Genomic DNA, 20808 nt, shown 5'->3' with positions numbered 1-20808 from the left:
CCGGAACCGTGCCCCCGCCAAGACTGATCGACAAGCAATCAGTGAGAACGAGGCGGGAGCACGGTTCCGTTATGTCGGTGGACGATTCTGTGGGTAATGCGGCGGGCAATGCGGCGAGTAATGCGGCAGGCAATGTGGTGGGCCAGGTGGAGGGAAATGCGGCGGGAAATGCGGCGGGAAATGCGGCGGGGAACGCGGCCGGTGCGGCGGCTCGGCGGAACGTCGCGGTCCTGGGCCTGGGAGACATGGGAACGGCCCTGGCGGCGGCTCTCCTGGCGGCCGGCCATCGGGTGACGGTGTGGAACCGCACGGCCCGTAAAGCCGACGGGCTGGTGGAGAAGGGCGCCCGGCGCGCGGCGTCCCCCGCCGAGGCGATCGGCGCGAGCGACATCGTGATCGTCTGCATCCTGGACTACGCGGACATCGCGCCGCTGCTCTCCGACGACGGGGCCGACGCGGCGCTGAAGGGCCGGGTCGTGGTCAATGTGACCAATGGTTCGCCGGCCGAGGCCCGGGAGCTGGCCGAGCGGGTCGCCGGGCTCGGCGCGGACTATCTCGACGGCGGCATCATGGCCGTGCCGGACATCATCGGACAGCCGCAGGCCGTTGTGCTCTACAGCGGTGCGAAGGACGCCTTCGAGGCGCATCGCGAGGTGCTCGACGCTTTCGCCGGCAGTGTTTATCTGGGCGCGGACCCGGGGTCGGCCCCGCTCAACGACCTCGCGCTGCTGAGCGGAATGTACGGCATGTTCGGCGGATTTCTGCACGCGGCCGGCCTGGTGCGCTCGGCCGGCGGAAACGTCACCGCATTCACCACCGAACTCCTGATCCCGTGGCTGCGGGCGATGGCCGACAGCCAATTGCCGGCGATGGCCGCACAGGTGGACTCGGGGGATTACGGTGCCACCGGCTCCAATCTCGCCATGCAGGTCTCGCACGACGCCATCGGCGACGTCAGCCGGGCGCAGGGCGTCAGTACGGACCTGTTCGCCCCGCTGTGGGAGCTGATGAAGCGGCGGGTGGCGGACGGCCACGGCGCGGAGAGCGTCGGGGGCGTGGTGGAACTGGTGCACCCCCGGGAGCCGCGGGCCTGACCCCGCCCCCGTAGCCGACGAGGCGGTGACCGCCCCTCCTGCAAGGGGACGGTCACCGCCTCGTGCGCTTCAGCTGCTGCTGCGGCCGGTCGTCAGGACGAGCTGCCCGCCGTCCACTCCGACCACGACATGTTCCAGCCGTTGAGGCCGTTGTCGGGCTTGACGGTCTTGTCCGGGGAGTTCTTCACGACCACCACGTCGCCGATCAGCGAGTTGTTGTAGAACCACTTGGCCTGGGTGTCGCCGCCGCCGCCCTTGTTGTCCTGCAGGCCGACGCAGCCGTGGCTGGTGCCGGTGCGGCCGAAGATCGACGAGCTGCCCCAGTAGTTGCCGTGTATGAAGGTGCCGGACGACGACAGCCGCATGGCGTGCGGCACGTCCTTGATGTCGTACTCGCCGCCGAAGCCGACCGTCGAGCCGTCCATCCGGGTCTGCTCGAACTTCTCCGAGATCACCATCTGGCCGTTGTAGGTCGGGTGGTCGGGGCTGCCGCCGGAGATCGGGATGGTCTTGATGACCTTCCCGTCCTGCTTGACGGTCATGGTCTGGGTGTTCATGTCGACCGTGGAGACCTGCGAGCGCCCGATGGTGAAGGTCACCGTCTTGGACTGCACGCCGGTGATGCCCGGGCCGCCCTTCACCCCGTCCAGGTCGATCTTCATGGTGACCTTGGAGCCGGCCTTCCAGTACTCCTCCGGCCGGAAGTCCAGCCGCTGGTTGCCGAACCAGTGGCCGACGACCTGCTGGCCGCTGCTGGAGGTCACCGTGATGTGGGACCGGACGTCCTTCTGGTTGGCGATCGGCTTGTCGAAGTTGAACGACACCGGCATGCCGACGCCGACGGTCTTGCCGTTGTCGGGCGTGAACGAGCCGATGAAGCTGTTGGCCGACGAGACCGTGGAGAAGGTCGCGTTCTCGGTCGCCGGACGGCCCTTGGCGTCCTTGGCGTTCGCCACGAGCTTGTACTTGGTGCCGCGGTCCAGCTGCGCTCCGGGCTTCCACGAGGAGCCGTCCGACGATATGGCGCCGGAGACGTCCTTGCCGGTGTCGACGGCGGTGAGCTTCACGTCCGTCAACTTGCCGCCGGTGACGCTCACCCCGGTGTCGTTGATGCTGGCGTCGGTGGCGCCGTCCTTCGAGGTGACCTTGATCTTGGCGTCGGAGGCGTCCTTGGCCGCCGCGGCGTCCGCCCCGGCCTGGCCGTTCTTGCCGTCACCCTGGCCGCCCGCCTCGGCGTCGCCACCGCAGGCCGTCAGCGACAGCGCACCCGCGGCGAGCAGGGCGGTGAGGGCGAGGACGCGCTGCGTCCGGCGGGTGCGTCGGGGCGCGGCGGAATCCCGCAGCTCGGTCTGAAGCGGCTGGTGGGCGGTGCGGGACTGGGCGGGCGCGGGGTTGTCCGGCGATGTCACGAGCTGCTCCATACAGGGGTGTTGTGATTCCGTGCTGGTAAACAGCACCTACGGGCGGATTTGGTTGCGGGTACGACCACGTTGTGACGAAGGTCACATCCGCGGTGGTACGGGTCGGTCGCCCGGCCCTGATAGCCAGGTTCGCAGTGCTGTGCCGTCTTCGTCCAGGCGGGGTGGCGCAGTGGGTTGCGCCACCGGCGTGTCCGACAGGCGCAGGGGGCTGGCGACTTGGGGCGTCCGCCCCTCGCCGACCGGGACGACCGGTTCCAGCCCCAGCCGCCCGGCCAACTCCAGCGCCTCGGAGACGGTGTTGACCGGCCCGCACGGCACGGACGCCGCCGTCAGTCGCTCCGTCCAGCCCCGCGGGGTGTCGGCGGCCAGTCGATCTTCCAGTGCTTTGACCAGGTCTGTGCGGTTTTGCACCCGATCCTGGTTCCGTCGGAACCGTATGTCCTCCGCCAGCTCCGGCGCCCCCAGCGCCCCTGCCAGCGCCCGGAACTGACGATCGTTGCCCACCGCCAGGGCCAGCAGCCCACCCCGGCAGGCCAACGTCTCGTACGGGGCGATGCTCGGGTGCCGATTGCCCATCGGCCCCGGATCCCGCCCGGTCGCCAGCTGCCCGGACACCTGGTTCACCAGCGCCCCCAGCAGCGACGAGAGCAGATTGACCTCCACCGCCTGCCCGGCACCCGTCCGGTCGCGGTGCCGCAGCGCCGCCAGGATCCCGGTGACGGCGTCCTTGGCCGTCAACACGTCCACCAGCGCCACCCCCGCCTTCAACGGCGTCCCGCCCGGCTCGCCGGTGACGCTCATCAGCCCGCCCACCGCCTGTACGACGAAGTCGTAACCCGGCAGCGCGGCGCCCGCGCCCGAACCGAAACCGGTGATCGTGCAGTGCACCAGCCCTGGGTTCGCGGCCCGCGTCGCGACCGGGTCGAGCCCGTACTTCGCCAGCGAACCGGGCCGGAAGTTCTCGATCAGGACGTCCGCCCGCCGCGCCAGCTCACGGGCCGCCGCCGCGTCCCCGGGGTCCCCCAGATCCAGCGCCAGCCCGCGCTTGGAGCGGTTGGCGGCGTCGAAGTACGCGGCGGTGCCGTCGGCGGTGAACGGCGGCCCCCACGCGCGGGTGTCGTCCCCCGAGCCCGGCCGCTCGACCTTGATGACCTCGGCACCGAGGTCGGCGAGCGTGGCGGCGGCCAGCGGGCCGGCCAGGACGCGGCTGAAGTCGGCCACGAGCACGCCGTCGAGAGCGCGCGGGGCGGTCCGGTGCTGCGGCTCGGGCACGGGTGTACTCCTCACGTCGCGGACGGGACGCCGTCATCGTTCGCGACGGCGCGCACCGGAGGGAAGCCGCCGAGGTGTCCAACGGGAGAGGCGGCAGTGCGCCGGTGCGGCCGGTGGTGCACCGGCGAAGGCCCCTCGCGGCGGCTCCGCAAGACGGCCGTCGCCCACACGTGTGGTGTCGGGAATACGGGGAAATGTCATAGGAGATGTGTCACTTCGGGATGTACGGCCCAAGATCCCCTGTTGGAAGTCCTGACGTGTGGTGTCTACTGGGCCTAGCCCAGCGCCCACTTGTTCGGGAGGAACAGCATGCTCCCCTCCGTTTCGATTCTCCAGCAGATCGGTCTCGGCGTTCTGCTGGTCATCGTCGTCCTTTGGGCAGTCGGCCTGATCAGACTGACCCGCCGCGGGCACCACGGCACGGCCACCCCCTTCCGGCGGCGACCACAGCGGGCCCGGATCCGACTCGACGCGGTCCCGCGCCAAACCGGACCCGGCGGCCCCGCCTCGGAGAGCGTCGACCTCACCCCCGCCGAGCGGCAGGCGTTCGACGACCTCGTGCGGCAGCTCTCCAGCCGTAGTTGAGCCGCCGTCAGCCGGACGGCGCACCGCCCCGCGGGCCCGCCGCGTCAGTGCACGGGCCCCAACTTCAGCAGCGCCAGCGCCGCCAGCATCTGGACCGACACCGCGGCCGCCGACTTGTGGGTCGGCAGATGGTGCTGACCACGTATGAGCAGCACCGCGAGGAAGTAACCGAACCCCCACGTCGTCCAGGTGGCGGCCTGGACGAACGTGGAACTCGCCGGCAGCCACGCCGCGATGATCAACCGCGGCAGGTCCGTCACCCAGAAGATCACCACGAACAGGCTCGCGGTCGGCGCGAAACGCCCGTTGCCGCCGAGGGTGCGCGCTATCGCGTGGGTGACCGCCCCCAGCCCCAAACTGGCCAGCAGCACCCCCGCCTCGGCCATCCCCGCCAACTGCAGCGCCGCCGTAGGACCGGCCGTCCACTGCGCCCGGAACGCGTCCACCGACACGATCCCGATCCCGCCGCTGATCAAGCACAGCAGCACCGCCGCACTCCACGCGCTGCGGTCCCGCGCCTCGTCGAAGACGTCCACCGGCCGGTACCAGAGTCCGAATATCAGCCGGTGCCACCACAGCCGCTGACGCCTTATCGGCTCTCTGGGGGCTGACGCGGGCTCAGGAGGCGCCGGCTGCAGCAAGGTGGGAGGCGGAGGCGGCGGCTCCGCACCCGGCGGCGCGGCGGCGCGCCGGCCGGGCCGTGACGGGGGCGGGGTGGGGGGAGGCGATGCGGACATACGGCCGTTTCTACCACCGGCCGCCCCGGCACGACGCGCGGGCACCGGGCGGGACATGCCCCCGGCCGCGCCACCCGGATGAGACGCTCGACCGGTGACGCTTCAGACACCGGAGCACGACGAGGCACACAGCGGCGCGCTCGGCAGCCGCCTCAACTGGCTGCGGGCGGCCGTCCTCGGGGCCAACGACGGGGTCGTCTCCACCGCCGGCCTCGTCGTCGGCGTCGCCGGCGCCACCGACTCGCGCAGCACCCTGCTGACGGCCGGACTCGCCGGACTGCTGGCCGGATCGATGTCCATGGCCGCCGGAGAATACGTCTCGGTCTCCACCCAGCGCGACTCCGAAAAGGCCGCACTGGCCCTGGAGAAGCGCGAACTGGCCACCGAACCGCAGGCCGAACTCCAGGAGCTGACCGAACTCCTGGAGGGCAAGGGCCTCAGCCGCGCGCTGGCCCAGGAGGTCGCCGAGCAACTGACCGAGCACGACGCCCTGCGCGCCCACGCCGAGGTGGAACTGGGGATCGACCCCGACGAGCTCACCAACCCCTGGCACGCCGCGGCCGCCAGCTTCCTCGCCTTCACCGTGGGCGCGCTGCTGCCCCTCCTGGCGATCGTGCTCCCGGCGGCGGGCCAGCGCCTCTGGATCACCGTGGTCGCCGTACTGGCGGCCCTGGCCCTCTGCGGCTGGACCAGCGCCCGTCTGGGCACGGCCCCACCGGGCCCGGCGATGCTGCGCAACGTCACCGGGGGCGCACTGGCCATGGCCGTCACCTATGTGGCGGGCACGCTCCTCGGCGCGGTGGGCGCCTGACGGCATGCCGCGCCCCCCCCGGACGCCCGGCCCGGGCTCCGGCTACTCGCCCGGCCCGTACAGGTCCGTGTACGACGGGAAGACGCCACCGGGACCGTCCACCGAGGTGGCGGCGCGCGCGGCCTTGACGATGGCCCGGGTCAGGACGGCGGCGCCGGTGTCGAAGATCTCGTTGAGGGCGCCGGCTTCCAGGTGGACCCCGAAGACGGGGTCGGCCAGGGCCTCGGCGCTGGCGAGCGGGCGCGCGCCGGTGGCCAGCGCGAAGATCGCGTCACCGTCGTTGAGCAGGTGGACGGGGCGCAGTGCGCGGGCCAGGCCGTCGTGGGCGGTGCCGGCGAGCTTCTGGGCCTGGGCGCGGGTGAGCGCGGCGTCGGTGGCCACCACCGCCAGGACGGTGTTCAGCGGTGGACGGACCGAGGAGGCCATCCGGGCCGCGGAGGTCTCCCGGGCCTCCGCCAGGCGGTGGCGGGCGGCCGCGTGGACCTCGGCGGAGGGCAGCGGGCCGGACGCGCCGTAGAGGGCGCCGGTGTGCGGGTCGGCGAAGGAGCCCGCGGCGTTGACGGCGGTCAGCGCGGCGACGGTTATGCCGGAGGGCAGGACCGCGCTGGCGGTGCCGATGCCGCCCTTGAAGCCGCCGGCGGTCGCGCCGGTGCCGGCGCCGGTGTTGCCCTGGGGGACGGGCGCGCCGGGGGCCGTCCGGGCGGCGGCCGCCACGGCCTCGCGCCCCAGGGCGGCGTCCGGACGGGCCTGCCAGTTGCCACCGCGGCCCAGGTCGAAGAGGGCGGCGGCGGGGACGACGGGGACGACCTGGGCCGGGTCGGGCCCGACCCGGAAGCCGCGGCCCTGTTCCTCCAGCCAGTGGACGACACCGGACGCCGCGTCAAGTCCGAAGGCGGAGCCGCCGGTCAGCACGACGGCCTCGATGCGCTGTACGAGGTTGCGGGGGTCGAGGGCGTCGGTCTCCCGGGTGCCCGGGCCGCCGCCGCGCACGTCGACCGCCGCGACGGCGCCGCCTTCGGGGGCGAGGACGACGGTGGTGCCGGTGAGCCAGCCGTCACCGATGCGTTGGGCGTGCCCCACCTGCAGGCCGGGGACGTCGGTCAGGGCGTCGTGCGGGCCCGGAGGGTGGGGGGCGTCCTCGCCCCCCGGGTGCCGCTGGTGCTGCCGCGCGTCAGTCATGGCGCCATGCGTACCACGCGGACCCCGCCCGGCGGCAGGGTCGGAGGTCAGTGGCCGGCCGGGCCCATCACGACCACCGGGTGGAGGTTCGGGTCGAGGGCGCGCAGCAGTTCGCGCATCACCTGGGGCTTGAGGCTGACGCAGCCCTGGGTGGGGCCGTCGTGGTCGACGTGCAGCCAGACGCCGCCGCCCTTGTCGTCGCCGAGGGGCCGCTGGCCGTCCAACGGGGAGGTGCCCGGGACGCGGTTGTAGTTGATGGCGATGACGTAGTCGAAGGCGCCGGCCAGCGGCTCGCCCTCGACGCCGGTGCCATGGGCGACGAAGCTGCTGTTGTGGTCGTAGGGGAGCTTGGTGCCGCCGGGCGCGGGCAGCCGGCCGCCGGCGTCGGTGAGGGTGTAGACGCCTTCGGGGGAGCGCAGGTCGCCGTAGTGGTGCTGGGCGGTCCACCCGTGGGCGGCGTTGTGTGCGGCCCAGCTGGGGCCGGCCTCCCAGAGGTCGGAGCCCTCCGCGCGGGTGTAGAGGACGACCCGGGACTCGTACGAGTCGGAGTCCTTGCCGGTGACGACCAGGACCTGGCGGGCGTTGGCCGGTATGCGCTTTCGGGCGGCGTCGCTGAGGTCGGGGATGGCCCGCAGGCCGCGGGCCGCCTCCTGCGCCGCCTGGTGGGGCGCGGGGGTGTTCGGGCCGGAGACCGTCCGGGTCGCACCGCTCTTGGCGTCCGGCCGGCCGCTGTGGTCGTCGCCCGAGGCCGGCCAGGCCCACAGGGCGGTGCCGACCAGCGTGGAGAGCGCGAGGCCGCCGACGGCCTTGCTGCGCCGGGACAGTCTCCTGCGCGCACGGGACTGAGCGTGGCGGGCTGCCATGTCTGGCGTCTCCTCAGGTACGGACGGGCGGACGGCCCATGGTCGCTGCCAGGGGCGCAGAGCCCCCGGGCATAAAAAGGGCAATCTGCACCCTACCGCGTTCCGGCGAAGCCGCTTCCGCGGGCTGTGGTGAACGGTAGAGGGCATGAGGATGACGCCGCACGCCGGGTGAACCTTTGATAGGGGAATGCGTCGGTTGATGCTGCACGCGCGCTATGGGACCTGCCGTGGGGCCCGCGGCGAGGTCGCCCAAACTTGGCCGGAATGTGCCCCAAGTCCAGTCTGTGTGCTGCCAGTTGACGGGGATTCGCGGCGACGCCGCACGGACCTTTTCGGCCCCTCGGTAGGCACCCCGCCGGCCGGCCGGGGAGGGCGCGCGTACGGCCGTTCGGCACGCTTACGGGGGACGGCACGCGGGCCGGCCACCGCTCACACCCGTAACCGGGATGGGCCGACCGGCGGGCGCTACTCCTCCTCCAGAGCGGTGCCCTGGCGGGCCGTCAGGGTGACGCCCACGGCGACCGTCGCGGCGGCCACCAGGCCCGCCACCGGAACCGCCGCCGGCCCGGCGAACGTACCGGCCAGGATCAACCCGGCGGACACCGGCAGCACCAGTTGCTGGGCCGGTCCGCGCTTCTGGTGGCGGGAGTGGATCAGCCACACCGTGAACATGTAGAGCGCGCCCGGCACCGTGACGCAGGCCGCGGCCGCGTACGCCGGAAGGTGCGCCCGGCCGGACGACTGCTCCACCGCGATCTCGATCCCCGCGCCGATCGCCGCGGCCGAGCAGAACACCAGGTAGTGGCCGTAGCCCCACAGGAACGCCTGGCGGTTGGAGCGGAGGTGGAGGTGGATGGGGACCGCGAAGTAGATCCAGTACGCGGCGAAGACCAGCAGGAGGCCGCCGGCCGCGATCGGCAGCAGCGTGCCGAGGTCGTGGTGCTCGTCGAGTGCCGACTGCACCGCAACGGTCGCCGCGGAGACCGTCTCGCCCAGCACGATGATGGTGAACAGGCCGTAGCGCTCGGCGATGTGATGCGGATGCCAGCTGGTCTGCCGGGGGAGTTCGGCGATCACCGGAACCGACAGTTCCAGCGCGCCCATCACCAGGAACACCCACGGGGCGTCGCCCGGCGGCAGGAACAGCAGCGCCAGCCAGCCGACCTGGCAGAGGGTCACCCCGAGGGCGTAGCGAAGGGCGGTACTCCGTTCGGCGCCCCGCGTACCGTGGGCGGCGCGCAGCCACTGGCTGACCAGCGCCAGCCGCATCACCAGGTAGCCGAACCAGACGACGCGGAAGTCGCCGGCGCCGAACGCCCGCGGTACCCCGGCGGCCAGGATGAGGACGCCGGAGATCTGGACGAGGGTCACCACCCGGTACAGCGCGTCGTCGGTGTCGTACGCCGAGGAGAACCAGCTGAAGTTGAGCCACGCCAACCAGATGGCGAAGAACAGCATCAGATAGCCGACGATGCCGTGGCCCGGATGGCCCTCGGCGAGGGCGTGCACCAGTTGGCGACCCGCCTGGGCGATCGCCACGACGAAGCAGAGGTCGAAGAACAGCTCCAGTGGGGTGGCGGCGCGGTGCGCCTCCTCACGACTGCGCGCACGCATCAGAACCGGCACGTTGCCCCAGCCCCTCTCGTCGACCGCTGGTGGGTGGCACTCAGTAGAGCGCGGGGGCGGGGGCAACGGGGGCGAGCGGGGCGCGGCGTGTCGTGGGCGGGCGGACCCTAGTCGGCGACCGCCTCGACGATCGAGGGGAAGCCCGTGCTGGGCAGTACCCGGGTCAGGCGGAAACCGGTGGCCGACAGCAGCGCGGCGAATTCGTCCGCGTTCCGCTCCCGGCCGTCCAGGACCGCCAGCATGGCGACGTCCATGGTCTTGCCGAAGTGCGGTGCGTTCCCCGGCGGCAGGACGCAGTCGATGACCAGGAGACGGCGGCCGGCCGCCATCGCGGCGCGGCAGCTGTGCAGGATGCGGCGGCAGGCGTCGTCCGGCCAGTCGTGCAGGACGTGTTTGAGGACGTAGACGTCGCCGCCCTCGGGGACCGCCGCGAAGAAGTCGCCCTCCTGGGTGCGCCAGCGGCCCTTCAGGTCGTCGGTGTCCAGGAGGTGGTGGGACAGCGGCGGCGCCAGGTCGAAGAGGACGCCGGTCGCCTGCGGGCGGCGGCGGAGCACCGCGCGCAACAGGCCGCCCCGCCCGCCGCCGACGTCGACGACGGTGCCGGTCTCGGGGAACGGATAGGCGGCGGCCACCGCCTCGTCCACCGAGGCGGTCAAGGAGGCCATGCCGTCGTCGAAGAGCGCCCGCTTGGCCGGATCCGACGCCAGATGGGCGAAGAGCGGCGCACCGAAGAGCCGTTCGAAGGCCGCGTCGCCGTGCCGCACCGTCTCCGGCAGACCGGCGGAGGTCCGCAGGAACAGCTCGTCGGTGAGCATCATGACCGCGGGGTGCAGCGAGTCGGGCACGTCGGTGCGCAGCTGCCGGGCGGCCGGTGTCAGCTGGTACGCGCCCGAGGCGTCCTCGCGGAAGATGCCGCGGGCGGCGAGATAGCGCAGGACACGGCGCAGGTGCGGGGCGTGGGTGTCGGTGGCGGCGGCCAGTTGTTCGGGGGTGCGCGGGCCCGCGGTGAGGCGGTCGGCGATGCGGTAGTGGGCGGCGGTGCGCAGCGCGGCGGAGAAGAGGTGGCCCATGGCCTGGTCCATGAGGTGGGTCGCGAGCTCGCCGGGCTCGTCCGCCGGTCGGGTGGGTGAAGTGGCCAACGTCAGCCTCCGGTCGTCGGCTTGGGCAGACCTGCGCCACGTCGCAGGCACGGTGATCCACGGTTGCAGGCGGGGGCGGTGGTGTCACGGGGGGAGGGGCGGCGACCCGCTGCGTACCGGCCAGGAGGGCGGCCCGGCGGGCGCGGACGAAACCGGGCGCGAAGGGGCGCGGAACGCGCCCGGAGCCGGGCGCGGAGCCGGCGGCGGAACCGGGCGCGCCGAGGGGCAGACGGCGGCGCCCTCGCATGGTCGAATGCGCGTATGAGCGACAGTGACATCCCCGTCCCCTCGTCCGTCCTGGAACCGCTCGACGCCCGCCTCGCGGACCTCGTGGCGCTCTACGAAGACCTGCACCGCCACCCCGAACTGGCCTTCCAGGAGACCCGTACGGCCGCGGAGGCGGCCCACCGGCTGACCGCGTACGGCTACGACGTCACGACCGGCATCGGCGTCACCGGCGTCACCGGGGTGCTGCGCAACGGCCCGGGCCCCGTGGTCCTGCTGCGGGCCGACATGGACGCGCTGCCGGTCAGCGAGAACTCCGGGGTGCCGTACGCCTCCACCGTCCCGGGCCGGATGCACGCCTGCGGGCACGATGTCCACGTCACGTGCCTGCTGGGCGCCGCGGACCTGCTCGCCGCGGGGCGCGACCGCTGGTCGGGAACGCTGGTGGTGCTGTTCCAGCCGGCCGAGGAGGCCGGTAACGGCGCCCGCGCCATGCTCGACGACGGCCTCTACAGCAAGGAGTTGGTGCCCACGCCCGATGTGGTGCTGGCGCAGCACGTCGCCCCGTTCGGCGCGGGGCTGATCGCGTACTGCCCGGGCGCCTGCATGGCCGCCGCGGACAGCCTGGAGATCACCTTCCACGGGACCGGCGGCCACGGGTCGCGGCCGGAGACGACGGTGGACCCGATCCTGATGGCGTCGGCGTTCGTGCAGCGGGTGCAGTCGGTGGTCTCGCGGGAGATCGCCGCGAAGGAGCGGGCGGTGGTCACGGTCGGCGCGTTCCACGCCGGGGACACCGCCAATGTGATCCCGGACCGGGCCGTCGTACGGCTCAGCGTCCGCAGCTTCGACCCGAACGTGCGGACCGCCGTGCTGGCCGCCGTCGACCGGATCGCGCGGGCCGAGGCGGCGGCGTCCGACGCGCCGCAGGAGCCGGAGGTGAAGATCATCGACTCCTTCCCGGTGACGGTCAACGACACGGCGGTGCTGACCGGCGTCAACGAGGACTTCACCCGGTTCTTCGGCGAGCAGCGGGTGTTCGCGTACGAGCCGGCGACCGGCAGCGAGGACGCGGGACTCCTGGCGAGCGCCGCGGAGGCGCCCCTGTACTACTGGTGGTTGGGCGGCTGGGACCCGGACGAGTTCCGCGCCGCGCTGGCCGCCGGGCGGCTGGCCCAGGACATCCCCTCCAACCACTCGCCGCGGTTCGTGCCGGTCGCGCGGCCGACGCTCGCCACGGGCGTGCAGGCGCTGACGGTCGCGGCGCTGAGCCGGCTGGGAGGGAAGTAGCGGGGAGCGGGCAGGGCGTCGACGGGGCGCGGCGGGGCGGTTCCGGGGCCGGTGGCCCGGCCGGTACCCGGCGGCCGTCCGGGCCCTTTGACCTTGTCCCTGGGGGAAGGCCCAGCATCGGTGGGGCCGGGCGCGGTGCCCGGCACGAGGAGGGCGGACGCCGGCCGCCGATGACGGAGCGCGGCGGAGCCTGCGGTGAACGGGGACAGGACGGGATGGAAGCAGTGGACGGGGCGGGCGGGGAACTGCTGACGATCGGGGCGTTCGCACGGGCGTCCCGGCTCTCGCCGAAGGCGCTGCGCCTGTATGACGAGCTCGGTCTGCTGACCCCCGTCCACGTCGACCCCTTGAGCGGCTACCGCCATTACGCCCCGGCCCAGCTGGAGCGCGCCCGGCTGGTCGCCTGGCTGCGCCGGCTCGGCATGCCGCTGGCCCGCATCCGTGAGGTGTGCGAGCTGGCGCCGGGCGCCGCGGCCGGGGCGGTCGCGGCGTACTGGGCGCAGGTCGAGGCCGACGTCGCGGCCCGCCGGGACCTGGCCGCCTTCCTCGTGGACCAGTTGGAACGGAAGGACACCGTGATGACCGAACCCACCGACCCCACGGCCCCGTTGGCGATGCGCTGCGCCGCCCTGACGGATCAGGGACTGGTGCGCGCCGTCCAACAGGACGCGGCCTACGCCGGCCCGCGTCTGCTGGCGGTGGCCGACGGCTACGGCCCCGGTGGGGCCCCGGCCGCCACCGCCGTCATCGAGGCGCTGAAGGCCCTGGAGGACGTGGACCTGACCTCGGCCGACCTGCTGGCCGTCCTGGAGGAGGCGGCCCTGCACGCCCACCGTGCCGCGCGGTCGGCCGGCGAGGAGACCGGCAGCACCCTGACCGCCCTGCTGCGCTCCGGTTCCCGGCTCGGGCTGCTGCACATCGGGGACTCGCGGGCGTACGTCCTGCGGGACTCCGGGCTCTTCCGCATCACCCACGACCACAGCCTGGTGCAGTCCCTCATCGACGAGGGCCGGCTCACGCCCGAGGAGGCGCCGTCGCACCCGCAGCGCGCGCAACTCCTGCGCTCGCTGGGCGGCGGCGCCGACTTCGCCCCGGACCTGCAACTGCTGGAGGTCCGCCCCGGCGAGCGCTATCTGCTCTGCACCGACGGCCTGGCCGGTGTCGTCCCGCCCGAGGCGATCCAGGAGGCCCTCGCCGGCGCGGCCACCCCGCAGCAGGCCGTCGCCGAGCTGGTCCGGCGCACCCACGAGGCGGGCGCGCCGGACAACGTGGGGTGCGTGGTGGCGGATGTGGTGGAGGGGGACGTGGCGGCGTAGCCGGGGCGGGGCGGGGCGGGGCGGGGCGGGACGCGGGTTACCGCCCTCGCCCGCCCCTCCACCGCCCGTACGCCCGTCCCTACGCCCGTCCCCGCACCCGCTCCTACGCCCGTCCCTTCAACATCCCCTGGAAGTAGAGCTGCGGCAGGCCGTAGCGCTTGAGGAACCACATGTCGGTGCGTTCCCGGGTGGTGTCGAGGAACGGGAACGAGGGGGCGGGGCGGAGGTCGTAGTCGAACTCGGCGAGCAGCATCTTGTGCCGTGCCGTGACGAGGGGGCAGGAGGTGTAGCCGTCGTAGCGGGCGGTGGCGGGGCGCCCGCGGAGGCCGGCGAGGAGGTTGGTGACGAGCACCGGGGCCTGCTTGCGCACGGCGGCACCCGTCTTGGACGTCGGGAGGTGCGCCACGTCCCCCAGGGCGAACACCTCGGGGAAATCAGGGTTCTGGAGGGTGTGCGGGTCCGTCTTGACGTACCCGTGGGGGGAGCCCGGGTCGGCCAGCGGGCCCCCGGCGAGCCACCGCGGGGCGCGCTGCGGCGGTACCGCGTGCAGCAGGTCGTAGTGGACGGTCTCGGCGCGGCCGGTGGCATGGTCGGTGAGGACGGCCGCGCGCTCCGGGCCGTCCAGACGGGTCAGTTCGGTCTGGAGGCGCACCTCTATGCCGTAGCGGCGGGCGGTCTGCTCCAGGGCCCGGGCGAAGACCGGCACCTTGAAGAGGGTGGGTTCCGGGAGGGCGAGAATCGTGCGGATGTTGCCCAGGACGCCGCGCTTGCGCCAGTGGTCGGCGGCCAGGTACGCGATCTTCTGCGGCGCCCCGCCGCACTTGACCGGCCCGGACGGCATGGTGAACACGGCCGTACCGCTCCGCATCCGGCGGATCAACTCCCAGGTGTACGGCGCGAGATCGGCCCGGTAGTTGCTGCTCACCCCGTCGTGCCCGACGGCCGACGCCAGCCCCGGCACGCCGTCCCAGTCGAGGCTCAGGCCGGGCGCCAGCACCAGCCGCCCGTAGGAGAACACCCGGCCGGTGGCGGTGCTGACCGTACGGGCCACCGGGTCGACGGCGGTGGCGCGCTCGCGCAGCCAGCGCACGCCGGGCGGGATCACCTCGGCCTCGGGGCGCAGCGCGGCCCGCAGCGGCGCCTGGCCGCCGCCGACCAGGGTCCACAGCGGCTGGTACCAGTGCGTCTCGGCGGGCTCCAGCAGGGCGATGTCACGGAGGCCGGCACGGCGTAACCGGGCGGCGACGGTGATGCCCGCGGTGCCGCCGCCGACGATCAGGATCTGGTGGTGGACGGGGGCGGGGGCGGCGCTGGGCGCGGATTCCGCGTCGGTTGCGGGCCGGGTCATGCGGTTCTCCTGACTCCTGGGCGGGATAGGGACGTTACGGGTGTTATGGGCGATGGGGGATGGGCGATAGACGGCAAGCGATACGAAAGTTGTCGGGGGTGTTCCCGGTGGTCAGAGGCTGGGCAGTGTGGTGGCCGCCATGGCCAGGGCCAGGACGGTGACGAGGGCGGCGAAGGAGGTGGTGAGGGTCTGCGGGCGCAGCTGGCCGGCCAGGCGGTTGCCGAGGCCGCTGCCGGCCGCGGCACAGGCCGCGAGGGTGGCCAGCAGGGGCCAGTCCAGGGACCCGGTGCCGGCCCGGGTGGCCAGCGCGGCACCGGAGTTGATCAGTATCACCAGCAGCGAGGTGCCGACGGCGACCGGCATCTCCAGGCCGAGGACGAGGGTGAGGGCCGGTACGACGACGAAGCCGCCGCCCACCCCGAAGAAGCCGGTCAGCAGCCCCACCGCGGAGGCGGTCACGACGGTACGGAGCGGCCGGGTGCGGTGGGAGCCGGCCCCGGAGCCGCGGGAGGCACACGCGGCCGTGCGCCGCCCTGAGGACGTGCGCACCGCGTCCCATAAGGACACCGCCCACGTCGCCCGCTCCTGTGGCCTCTTTGACCTCTCTGGCCCCTTTGACCTCTCCAGCTCCGCTGGCCCTACCGGCCCCGCTGCCGTCGCTGTCCCTGCTGCCGCCACGGCCCCCGTCTCCTCCGCAGCGGCCCGTCGACCGTCGCGGTTGCCACGGTTGCCGCGCATCACCATCCCCACCGCCACCACCAGCATCAGCCCCGAGAACGCCGCCATCAGGACACCGGGGTTCACGGACGCGCTCCAACGGGAGCCGGTGAAGCTGCCCGCCGTTCCCAGGGCGCCGAACGCCGCGCCCGCGACCCAGCGGACCCGGCCCGCACGGGCGTGGCAGACCAGACCGCTGACCGCGCCGACCGCGACGACCACCAGGGCCCCCGCCGTCGCCGCGTGCGGGGACTGCCCCAGCAGATAGACCAGCGCCGGCACCGCCAGCACCGAACCGCCGCCGCCGAGCGCACCCAGCAGCAGCCCGATCAGCAGCCCGCAGGGCAGCGCTGTCACGGCTATGAGAACGGACACGGCGGGCCGGCTACGCGGACGGCGCCGCGGCGCGCGGCGCGAGGGCGACCGCCCGGCTGACATCGGACCACTCGGCGACGAACGCGAAGCGGTCGCCGCGGACCACCGTCTCGCGCCACTCCACCGGCCGCTCCCCGGCCCGCCCGACCCGTTCGATGGCGAACGCCGCCTCCCGGTCGGCCAGTCCGAGCAACCACGCCTGCCGGATGTCCGGCAGGAACGGAGCGATCCGCTCCCGCCCGCCGTTCACCTTCACCCCGCAGCGCCGGGACAGCTCGCCATAGAGGGAGGTGTGTCCGAAATCGGTCGCCAGCAGGGGCTCGGCGAGGTCCGCCGGGAGATACGCGGTGTCGTGGGCGAGCGGTTCGCCGTCCGCGAGCCGCAGCCGTTCCAGGACGACCAGGGGTGCGTCCGGGACCAGCCCCAGGTGGCCGGCGGCCGTCGCGTCGGCGGTCCGCTCCAGCCGCAACACCTCGCTGCGCTGCTCCACGCCCTGGGCCTCCAGATCGCGGAAGAGGCTGTAGAGGGAGCCGAGCGGCTGCTGTATGCGACGGGCGTCGAGGCGGCTGGCGCGCCCGCGCTCGGCGATCACCAGGCCGTCGGCGCGCAGTTTGCGCAGCGCCTCCCGGACGGTGTGCCGGCTGACCTCGTACTCGCCCGTCAGCCGGTGCTCGGCCGGGAACTCCTCGGTGAACGCCCCGGCTTCCATCCTGCGGCGCAGATCGGCCAGCAGCTGCGCCCACAGGGGCAGCGGGTTGCCGCGGTCCAACGGGCGTGGCCCGTAAGGGGCGTGGTCGCCGTCGGCGCCGTGCGGGCTCATCCGGCCGTGCACGCCCGGTGGTTCGGGCTGGGGCGGCATCATGTCGGTCCTCTCGTCCGTCGTCCGGCCTGCGGGGGGGGGGGCTCAGCTTGTCCCCTGCCGGCCGGGTACTTAATGTACGTACATCCGTGCATCCGCACAACGGAGCGATATGCACGGTGCATTCAGCCGCCCACGCTCCCAGCCCGAGCGGGCCGACCCGCCGCTCACGGGCGCCGCGCACCCCTGGAGGCCCGACCGTGCACTTCGCGCAGTACTACCTCGACTGCCTGTCCCAGGCGTCGTATCTGATCGGCGATCAGAGAACCGGACGCGCCGTTCTCGTCGACCCGCGCCGCGACATCGACGAGTACCTGGCCGACGCCGAAGCGGCCGGCCTGCGCATCGAACTCGTCATCGAGACCCACGTTCACGCCGACTTCCTCTCCGGGCACCTGGAGACGGCCCGGGCCACCGGAGCCGAGATCGCCTTCGGCGCCGCCGCCGAAACCGGCTTCCCGATACGGCGGTTACACGACGGCGAACGCATCTGCCTGGGCGCCGATCCGGAAACGCGCCCCGGGGCGGAGTCCGGGGTGACCCTCACGGTCCTCGCCACCCCCGGCCACACCCTGGAATCCCTCTGCCTGGTCGTCCGGGAGAACCCCGACGACGAGCCGTTCGGCGTGCTGACCGGCGACACCCTCTTCATCGGCGACGTCGGCCGCCCCGATCTGCTCTCCGCCGCCGGACACTCCCCGCAGGACATGGCCGCGCGCCTCTACCGTTCCCTGCACACCAAACTGCTGCCCCTCCCGGACGCGACCCGGATCTTCCCCGCCCACGGCGCCGGTTCGGCCTGCGGTCGCAGCATCTCCACCGAGACCAGCTCCACCCTCGGCGACCAGCGCCGCCTCAACTACGCGCTCCAGCCCATGACACAGGACGCCTTCGTCCGACTGGTCACCGCCGAACAGCCCGCCACCCCCGGCTACTTCGCGCACGACGCGGCCCTCAACCGCGACGGCCACCCCCTACGGGACCCGGCCCCGCCCGCCGCGCTCACCCTGGACGAGGCGCTCGCCGCCCGCGACGACGACGGCGCCGCCCTGCTCGACTGCCGCCCGGCCGCCGACTACGCCCGCGCCCACCTCGCCGGCTCCCTGAACGCCGGACTGGACACCCGGTTCGCGGAGTACGCCGGCAGCGTGGTGGCCCCCGGCACCCCGATCGTCCTCCTCGCCGCCCCCGGAACGGAGCACGAGGCCCGCCTCCGCCTCGGCCGCATCGGCTACGACCGGGTCCTCGGCCATCTCCCCGACCCCGCCGGCGTCCTGGCGGGCGCTCCCGAACTCACCCGCCGCAGCAACCGCCTGCACGTCTCGGACCTGCTCGCGCGCCTGCCGCTGGACCCCGTGGCCGGCGCCCAGCTGATCGACGTCCGCAATCCGGCCGAGTACGCGACGGGCGCGCTGCCCGGCGCCCGCAACATCCCGCTGGCCGCCCTGCTCGACCGGCTCGACGAACTGGACCCCACCCGCCCGGTGATCCTCTACTGCCGCAGCGGCAACCGTTCGGTGGTCGCCGCGGCGCTCCTGGAGGCCCACGGCTTCGCCGAGGTGAGCGACGTGTCCGGCGGATACACCGCGTACGCCGAGGCCGCCTGACCCCGGGGGAGGGCTCCCGGCCCTCCCCCCCCCCGGCGAGCACCGCCCCGAGGGCCGGGGCTCGCCGCGCCCAACGGCCGTGCGGGGGAATCCCGTTCACCGGAGCCACGGACCAGGCGTCGGCGACCCGCCTCCCACAGATGCGCCTGCGGAGATGCAGAAATGCAGGCGTATCCGTGGAAGGTGCGGAGGGGAGGGATGAAGTGCACCGGACCGGGGCAGGAAGAGGCGGGAGCGTGCCGCGCTACCGTGCGGAGTGCGAGAAGAGGCCGGTCACCGGCCCCGCGGAGCCGAACGGAGCCGAGACGGCCGTACAGCGGACGTTCAGCGAACGTTGATCGCCGCTCTCCATGCTGATGCGCATGTTGCGCAGTGTGATCTCAGAGCATGCAGAGGACGACCGGGACGTGCAAGGGCCCGACGCGTCGCAGATCGCCCTTACCTGGAGCGGAGAGCCGGGCCGCTTAGAAGAGCTGACGCACGGCATGCTCCTGGATCAGGCCGCACGGGCGGCGGCGGCGCTCATCCGCCTCGGGGTGCGGGCCGGCGACCGGGTCGCGGTGCACCTGCCGCTGGTGCCCGAGTCGGTGATCGCCACCCTCGCCTGCGGCAGACTGGACGCGATACGCACCACGCTGCCGGTGTCGCTGACCATCCCCGAACTCGCCGCGCGCCTACGGGAGTCGGGAGCCCGGGTGCTGATCACGGCGGACGCGGCGTTCTGGGACGGGTCCGTGCGGCCGGTGAAGCCGGTCCTGGACCATGCGCTGGCGCGGAGCGCCGCCGTCGACGCGAGCCGCCTGCCGCACACCGTGCTGGTGGTGAACCGCTGCTCGCGCCCGGTCTCCTGGAAGCCCGGCCGCGACCGGTGGTGGCACGAGGAGCTCGCCGAGGACTGACCTGACCCCCGCGCGCACCACTCCGCTGCACCACCCGACGGGCCGTGTGCCGCGGGCGCTCCTAGCGTGGGCCTTCCCGCCCCCTACGGAAGCCAGGTAGCCATGTCGCACCGCAACGCCCGTGGCCATCACCCCCACCCGCACCCCCTGCCGCTCCCCGGTTCCGAGCGCGGGCGGCCGGTCGGGCGGGGGCGCGCCGAGCACGGACCGCCCACCCGCCCGCACGCTGCGCACCGTCCCCACCCGATACCGACCCACGAGAACGGCGGCCGGGGTTCCTAGCTATAGCCAGGGCCTGTCCGGCGGATCAGGGTCGGACACGGTGCGCCGCTCGGGCCGTGCGGTCCCGCCCGTACCCTGAAGGGGTGAGCACCACCTCTCCGTCGCAGCCCGAGCCCGAGCCGACCGCCCGGGGCAGTCGGGACACCCCCGCCGCCCAGGACGCGTCCCCGGCGCCCGCGGCCGCCGCGGCCCTGATCTTCGACGACCCGCTGAGCCAGCAGTCCGCGGACGACTCCGACCGCGGTTGGGGCGAGCGGCCGACCGCCGCGGGCAGCGCCGCCGACCTGGCCCGCTTCCTCGACGAAAAGCCGCCCCACCACCTCTGAGCGAGGCGACGGGGCGGCGAGGGCCGGCCGGAGCGCCCGCTACTGCTGGGTCTTCTGCGTGATGATGGCCGCCGCGGCCGCCCCGGGAGCGGTCGAGGTGCCGTTGCGCTGGGCGATCAGGGCGTCCCGGATCTCGGTGAGCAGTTCGATCTCCGTCGGGGCCGCCGGAGCGTCCTCGACCGGCTTCTTGGCGTCCTGACGGGCCTTCCACTTGTTCATCGGCAGGATCATGAGGAAGTAGACGACGCCCGCGGTGATCAGGAAGGTCAGCGCCGCGCTGAGCACCGAGCCCCACAGGACGTAGATGCCGTCCACGTACAGGCCGGTCTTCTTGTCCACCGAGCAGGTGCTGAGGCAGGTCTGGTAGTTGTCGAGGTTCTGCGAGCCGAAGGCGCCGACGATCGGGTTGATGACGCCCTTGACGACCGCGTTGACGATGCTCGTGAACGCCGCACCGACGACGACCGCCACCGCGAGTTCGATGACGTTGCCGCGCATCAGGAAGTCCTTGAACCCCTGGAGGACGCTCTTGTTCTCGCTCACCTGACAGCCTCTTTCCACGCTTGCTCTGGACGGTGCACCGACAATCGGCACCGCAACTTACGGCAGGGCGGGGCGCGGGTGTCCAATCACGCAACACGAACCGGCGATCGACCAGAGCGTCAGTGCGGATAGCCGGTCGGGAGCGACGGACCGGGGGGACCGGGCCGTGCCGAGGCCGGATCGCAGGAGGCGGAGGTGAGGCCGGACGGGATCGGGGAGCCGCCGGGGAACGACGGACCCGGCCGCTCGGCGGAGTCCTCGCGGCGGTGATGGGTGCGGCGGTGCCGATAACGG

19 protein-coding genes are annotated in these 20808 nt (G+C 73.3%); 8 read left to right on the top strand and 11 right to left on the bottom strand.

All coding sequences use genetic code 11. From position 1 onward, the window contains the following. The first annotated feature begins 146 nt into the window (after positions 1 to 146). Positions 147 to 1094 (top strand): NAD(P)-dependent oxidoreductase, encoded by a 948-nt coding sequence (locus JNO44_RS19575; RefSeq protein ID WP_275695808.1) that lies wholly within the window; start codon positions 147 to 149, stop codon positions 1092 to 1094. A 92-nt stretch (positions 1095 to 1186) separates the two neighbouring features. Here JNO44_RS19575 and JNO44_RS19570 read toward each other — a convergent pair whose 3' ends face one another. Further along, positions 1187 to 2515, bottom strand: a complete 1329-nt coding sequence (locus tag JNO44_RS19570) for a L,D-transpeptidase (RefSeq protein ID WP_205365475.1) — start codon at positions 2513 to 2515, stop codon at positions 1187 to 1189. An 81-nt stretch (positions 2516 to 2596) separates the two neighbouring features. Continuing rightward, positions 2597 to 3787 carry a CaiB/BaiF CoA transferase family protein gene (locus tag JNO44_RS19565; RefSeq protein ID WP_205365474.1) on the bottom strand — a complete coding sequence of 397 codons (1191 nt, stop codon included), beginning with the start codon at positions 3785 to 3787 and terminating at the stop codon, positions 2597 to 2599. Between the two features lie 309 nt (positions 3788 to 4096). Between JNO44_RS19565 and JNO44_RS19560 the strand changes: the two genes are divergently transcribed. After that, positions 4097 to 4372, top strand: a complete 276-nt coding sequence (locus JNO44_RS19560) for a hypothetical protein (RefSeq protein ID WP_205365473.1) — start codon at positions 4097 to 4099, stop codon at positions 4370 to 4372. 44 nt (positions 4373 to 4416) lie between these two features. Here JNO44_RS19560 and JNO44_RS19555 read toward each other — a convergent pair whose 3' ends face one another. Then, the gene (locus JNO44_RS19555) at positions 4417 to 5013 is read right to left on the bottom strand and encodes a Yip1 family protein (RefSeq protein WP_275695758.1); all 597 of its coding nucleotides are present in this window, start codon (positions 5011 to 5013) and stop codon (positions 4417 to 4419) included. Positions 5014 to 5203: 190 nt separating this feature from the next. Between JNO44_RS19555 and JNO44_RS19550 the strand changes: the two genes are divergently transcribed. Continuing rightward, complete coding sequence (locus tag JNO44_RS19550; protein ID WP_205365472.1) at positions 5204 to 5920, top strand: VIT1/CCC1 transporter family protein; 717 nt, start codon at positions 5204 to 5206, stop codon at positions 5918 to 5920. 42 nt (positions 5921 to 5962) lie between these two features. Here the strand turns inward: JNO44_RS19550 and JNO44_RS19545 are convergent, their stop codons facing one another. From JNO44_RS19545 to JNO44_RS19530, 4 genes are all read right to left on the bottom strand, one after another. Continuing rightward, the gene (locus JNO44_RS19545) at positions 5963 to 7099 is read right to left on the bottom strand and encodes a P1 family peptidase (protein ID WP_205365471.1); all 1137 of its coding nucleotides are present in this window, start codon (positions 7097 to 7099) and stop codon (positions 5963 to 5965) included. A gap of 47 nt (positions 7100 to 7146) precedes the next feature. Then, the gene (locus tag JNO44_RS19540) at positions 7147 to 7962 is read right to left on the bottom strand and encodes a L,D-transpeptidase family protein (protein WP_073442897.1); all 816 of its coding nucleotides are present in this window, start codon (positions 7960 to 7962) and stop codon (positions 7147 to 7149) included. Positions 7963 to 8427: 465 nt separating this feature from the next. After that, positions 8428 to 9576, bottom strand: a complete 1149-nt coding sequence (locus JNO44_RS19535; RefSeq protein ID WP_205365470.1) for a low temperature requirement protein A — start codon at positions 9574 to 9576, stop codon at positions 8428 to 8430. 119 nt (positions 9577 to 9695) lie between these two features. Further along, positions 9696 to 10727, bottom strand: a complete 1032-nt coding sequence (locus JNO44_RS19530) for a methyltransferase (RefSeq protein ID WP_205365469.1) — start codon at positions 10725 to 10727, stop codon at positions 9696 to 9698. Between the two features lie 261 nt (positions 10728 to 10988). Between JNO44_RS19530 and JNO44_RS19525 the strand changes: the two genes are divergently transcribed. After that, positions 10989 to 12242 carry an amidohydrolase gene (locus JNO44_RS19525; protein WP_205365468.1) on the top strand — a complete coding sequence of 418 codons (1254 nt, stop codon included), beginning with the start codon at positions 10989 to 10991 and terminating at the stop codon, positions 12240 to 12242. 215 nt (positions 12243 to 12457) lie between these two features. Beyond that, positions 12458 to 13558 (top strand): MerR family transcriptional regulator, encoded by a 1101-nt coding sequence (locus JNO44_RS19520; protein WP_205365467.1) that lies wholly within the window; start codon positions 12458 to 12460, stop codon positions 13556 to 13558. A gap of 103 nt (positions 13559 to 13661) precedes the next feature. Here JNO44_RS19520 and JNO44_RS19515 read toward each other — a convergent pair whose 3' ends face one another. The 3 genes from JNO44_RS19515 to JNO44_RS19505 all read right to left on the bottom strand — a co-directional run bounded on the left by JNO44_RS19515 (position 13662) and on the right by JNO44_RS19505 (position 16860). Beyond that, on the bottom strand, positions 13662 to 14906 hold the full coding sequence (locus JNO44_RS19515; RefSeq protein WP_205365466.1) for an NAD(P)/FAD-dependent oxidoreductase: 1245 nt from the start codon (positions 14904 to 14906) through the stop codon (positions 13662 to 13664). 111 nt (positions 14907 to 15017) lie between these two features. Beyond that, positions 15018 to 15998, bottom strand: a complete 981-nt coding sequence (locus tag JNO44_RS19510; protein ID WP_240167590.1) for a sulfite exporter TauE/SafE family protein — start codon at positions 15996 to 15998, stop codon at positions 15018 to 15020. Between the two features lie 10 nt (positions 15999 to 16008). Then, positions 16009 to 16860, bottom strand: a complete 852-nt coding sequence (locus tag JNO44_RS19505; RefSeq protein ID WP_240167589.1) for a GntR family transcriptional regulator — start codon at positions 16858 to 16860, stop codon at positions 16009 to 16011. A 197-nt stretch (positions 16861 to 17057) separates the two neighbouring features. Between JNO44_RS19505 and JNO44_RS19500 the strand changes: the two genes are divergently transcribed. The 3 genes from JNO44_RS19500 (at position 17058) to JNO44_RS19490 (ending at position 19971) form a co-directional block, all read left to right on the top strand. After that, a complete protein-coding gene (locus JNO44_RS19500) occupies positions 17058 to 18464 on the top strand; it encodes an MBL fold metallo-hydrolase (RefSeq protein WP_205365465.1) in 1407 nt (468 codons plus the stop codon). A 407-nt stretch (positions 18465 to 18871) separates the two neighbouring features. Next, entirely contained in the window at positions 18872 to 19363 is a 492-nt protein-coding gene (locus JNO44_RS19495) for an AMP-binding protein (protein WP_275695807.1), read from the top strand. Positions 19364 to 19728: 365 nt separating this feature from the next. Then, the gene (locus JNO44_RS19490) at positions 19729 to 19971 is read left to right on the top strand and encodes a hypothetical protein (RefSeq protein WP_205365463.1); all 243 of its coding nucleotides are present in this window, start codon (positions 19729 to 19731) and stop codon (positions 19969 to 19971) included. 39 nt (positions 19972 to 20010) lie between these two features. On the opposite strand, the gene mscL is transcribed toward JNO44_RS19490, so the two are convergent. Further along, complete coding sequence (gene mscL, locus JNO44_RS19485) at positions 20011 to 20514, bottom strand: large conductance mechanosensitive channel protein MscL (RefSeq protein WP_205365462.1); 504 nt, start codon at positions 20512 to 20514, stop codon at positions 20011 to 20013. Positions 20515 to 20808: the final 294 nt, after the last annotated feature.

The sequence above is a fragment of the Streptomyces noursei genome, from assembly GCF_016917755.1.
In the GTDB taxonomy this organism is placed as follows: Bacteria; Actinomycetota; Actinomycetes; order Streptomycetales; family Streptomycetaceae; genus Streptomyces; species Streptomyces yunnanensis.
The sequence above is the reverse complement of the archived record's forward strand: the minus strand, read 5'-3'. Positions and strand labels throughout refer to the sequence as shown.

Coding starts and splice junctions, on each gene's coding strand:
- JNO44_RS19570 (WP_205365475.1), bottom strand. CDS start 2,515: ATGGAGCAGCTCGTGACATCGCCGGACAACCCCGCGCCCGCCCAGTCC.
- JNO44_RS19560 (WP_205365473.1), top strand. CDS start 4,097: ATGCTCCCCTCCGTTTCGATTCTCCAGCAGATCGGTCTCGGCGTTCTG.
- JNO44_RS19545 (WP_205365471.1), bottom strand. CDS start 7,099: ATGACTGACGCGCGGCAGCACCAGCGGCACCCGGGGGGCGAGGACGCC.
- JNO44_RS19540 (WP_073442897.1), bottom strand. CDS start 7,962: ATGGCAGCCCGCCACGCTCAGTCCCGTGCGCGCAGGAGACTGTCCCGG.
- JNO44_RS19535 (WP_205365470.1), bottom strand. CDS start 9,576: ATGCGTGCGCGCAGTCGTGAGGAGGCGCACCGCGCCGCCACCCCACTG.
- JNO44_RS19525 (WP_205365468.1), top strand. CDS start 10,989: ATGAGCGACAGTGACATCCCCGTCCCCTCGTCCGTCCTGGAACCGCTC.
- JNO44_RS19520 (WP_205365467.1), top strand. CDS start 12,458: ATGGAAGCAGTGGACGGGGCGGGCGGGGAACTGCTGACGATCGGGGCG.
- JNO44_RS19515 (WP_205365466.1), bottom strand. CDS start 14,906: ATGACCCGGCCCGCAACCGACGCGGAATCCGCGCCCAGCGCCGCCCCC.
- JNO44_RS19505 (WP_240167589.1), bottom strand. CDS start 16,860: ATGATGCCGCCCCAGCCCGAACCACCGGGCGTGCACGGCCGGATGAGC.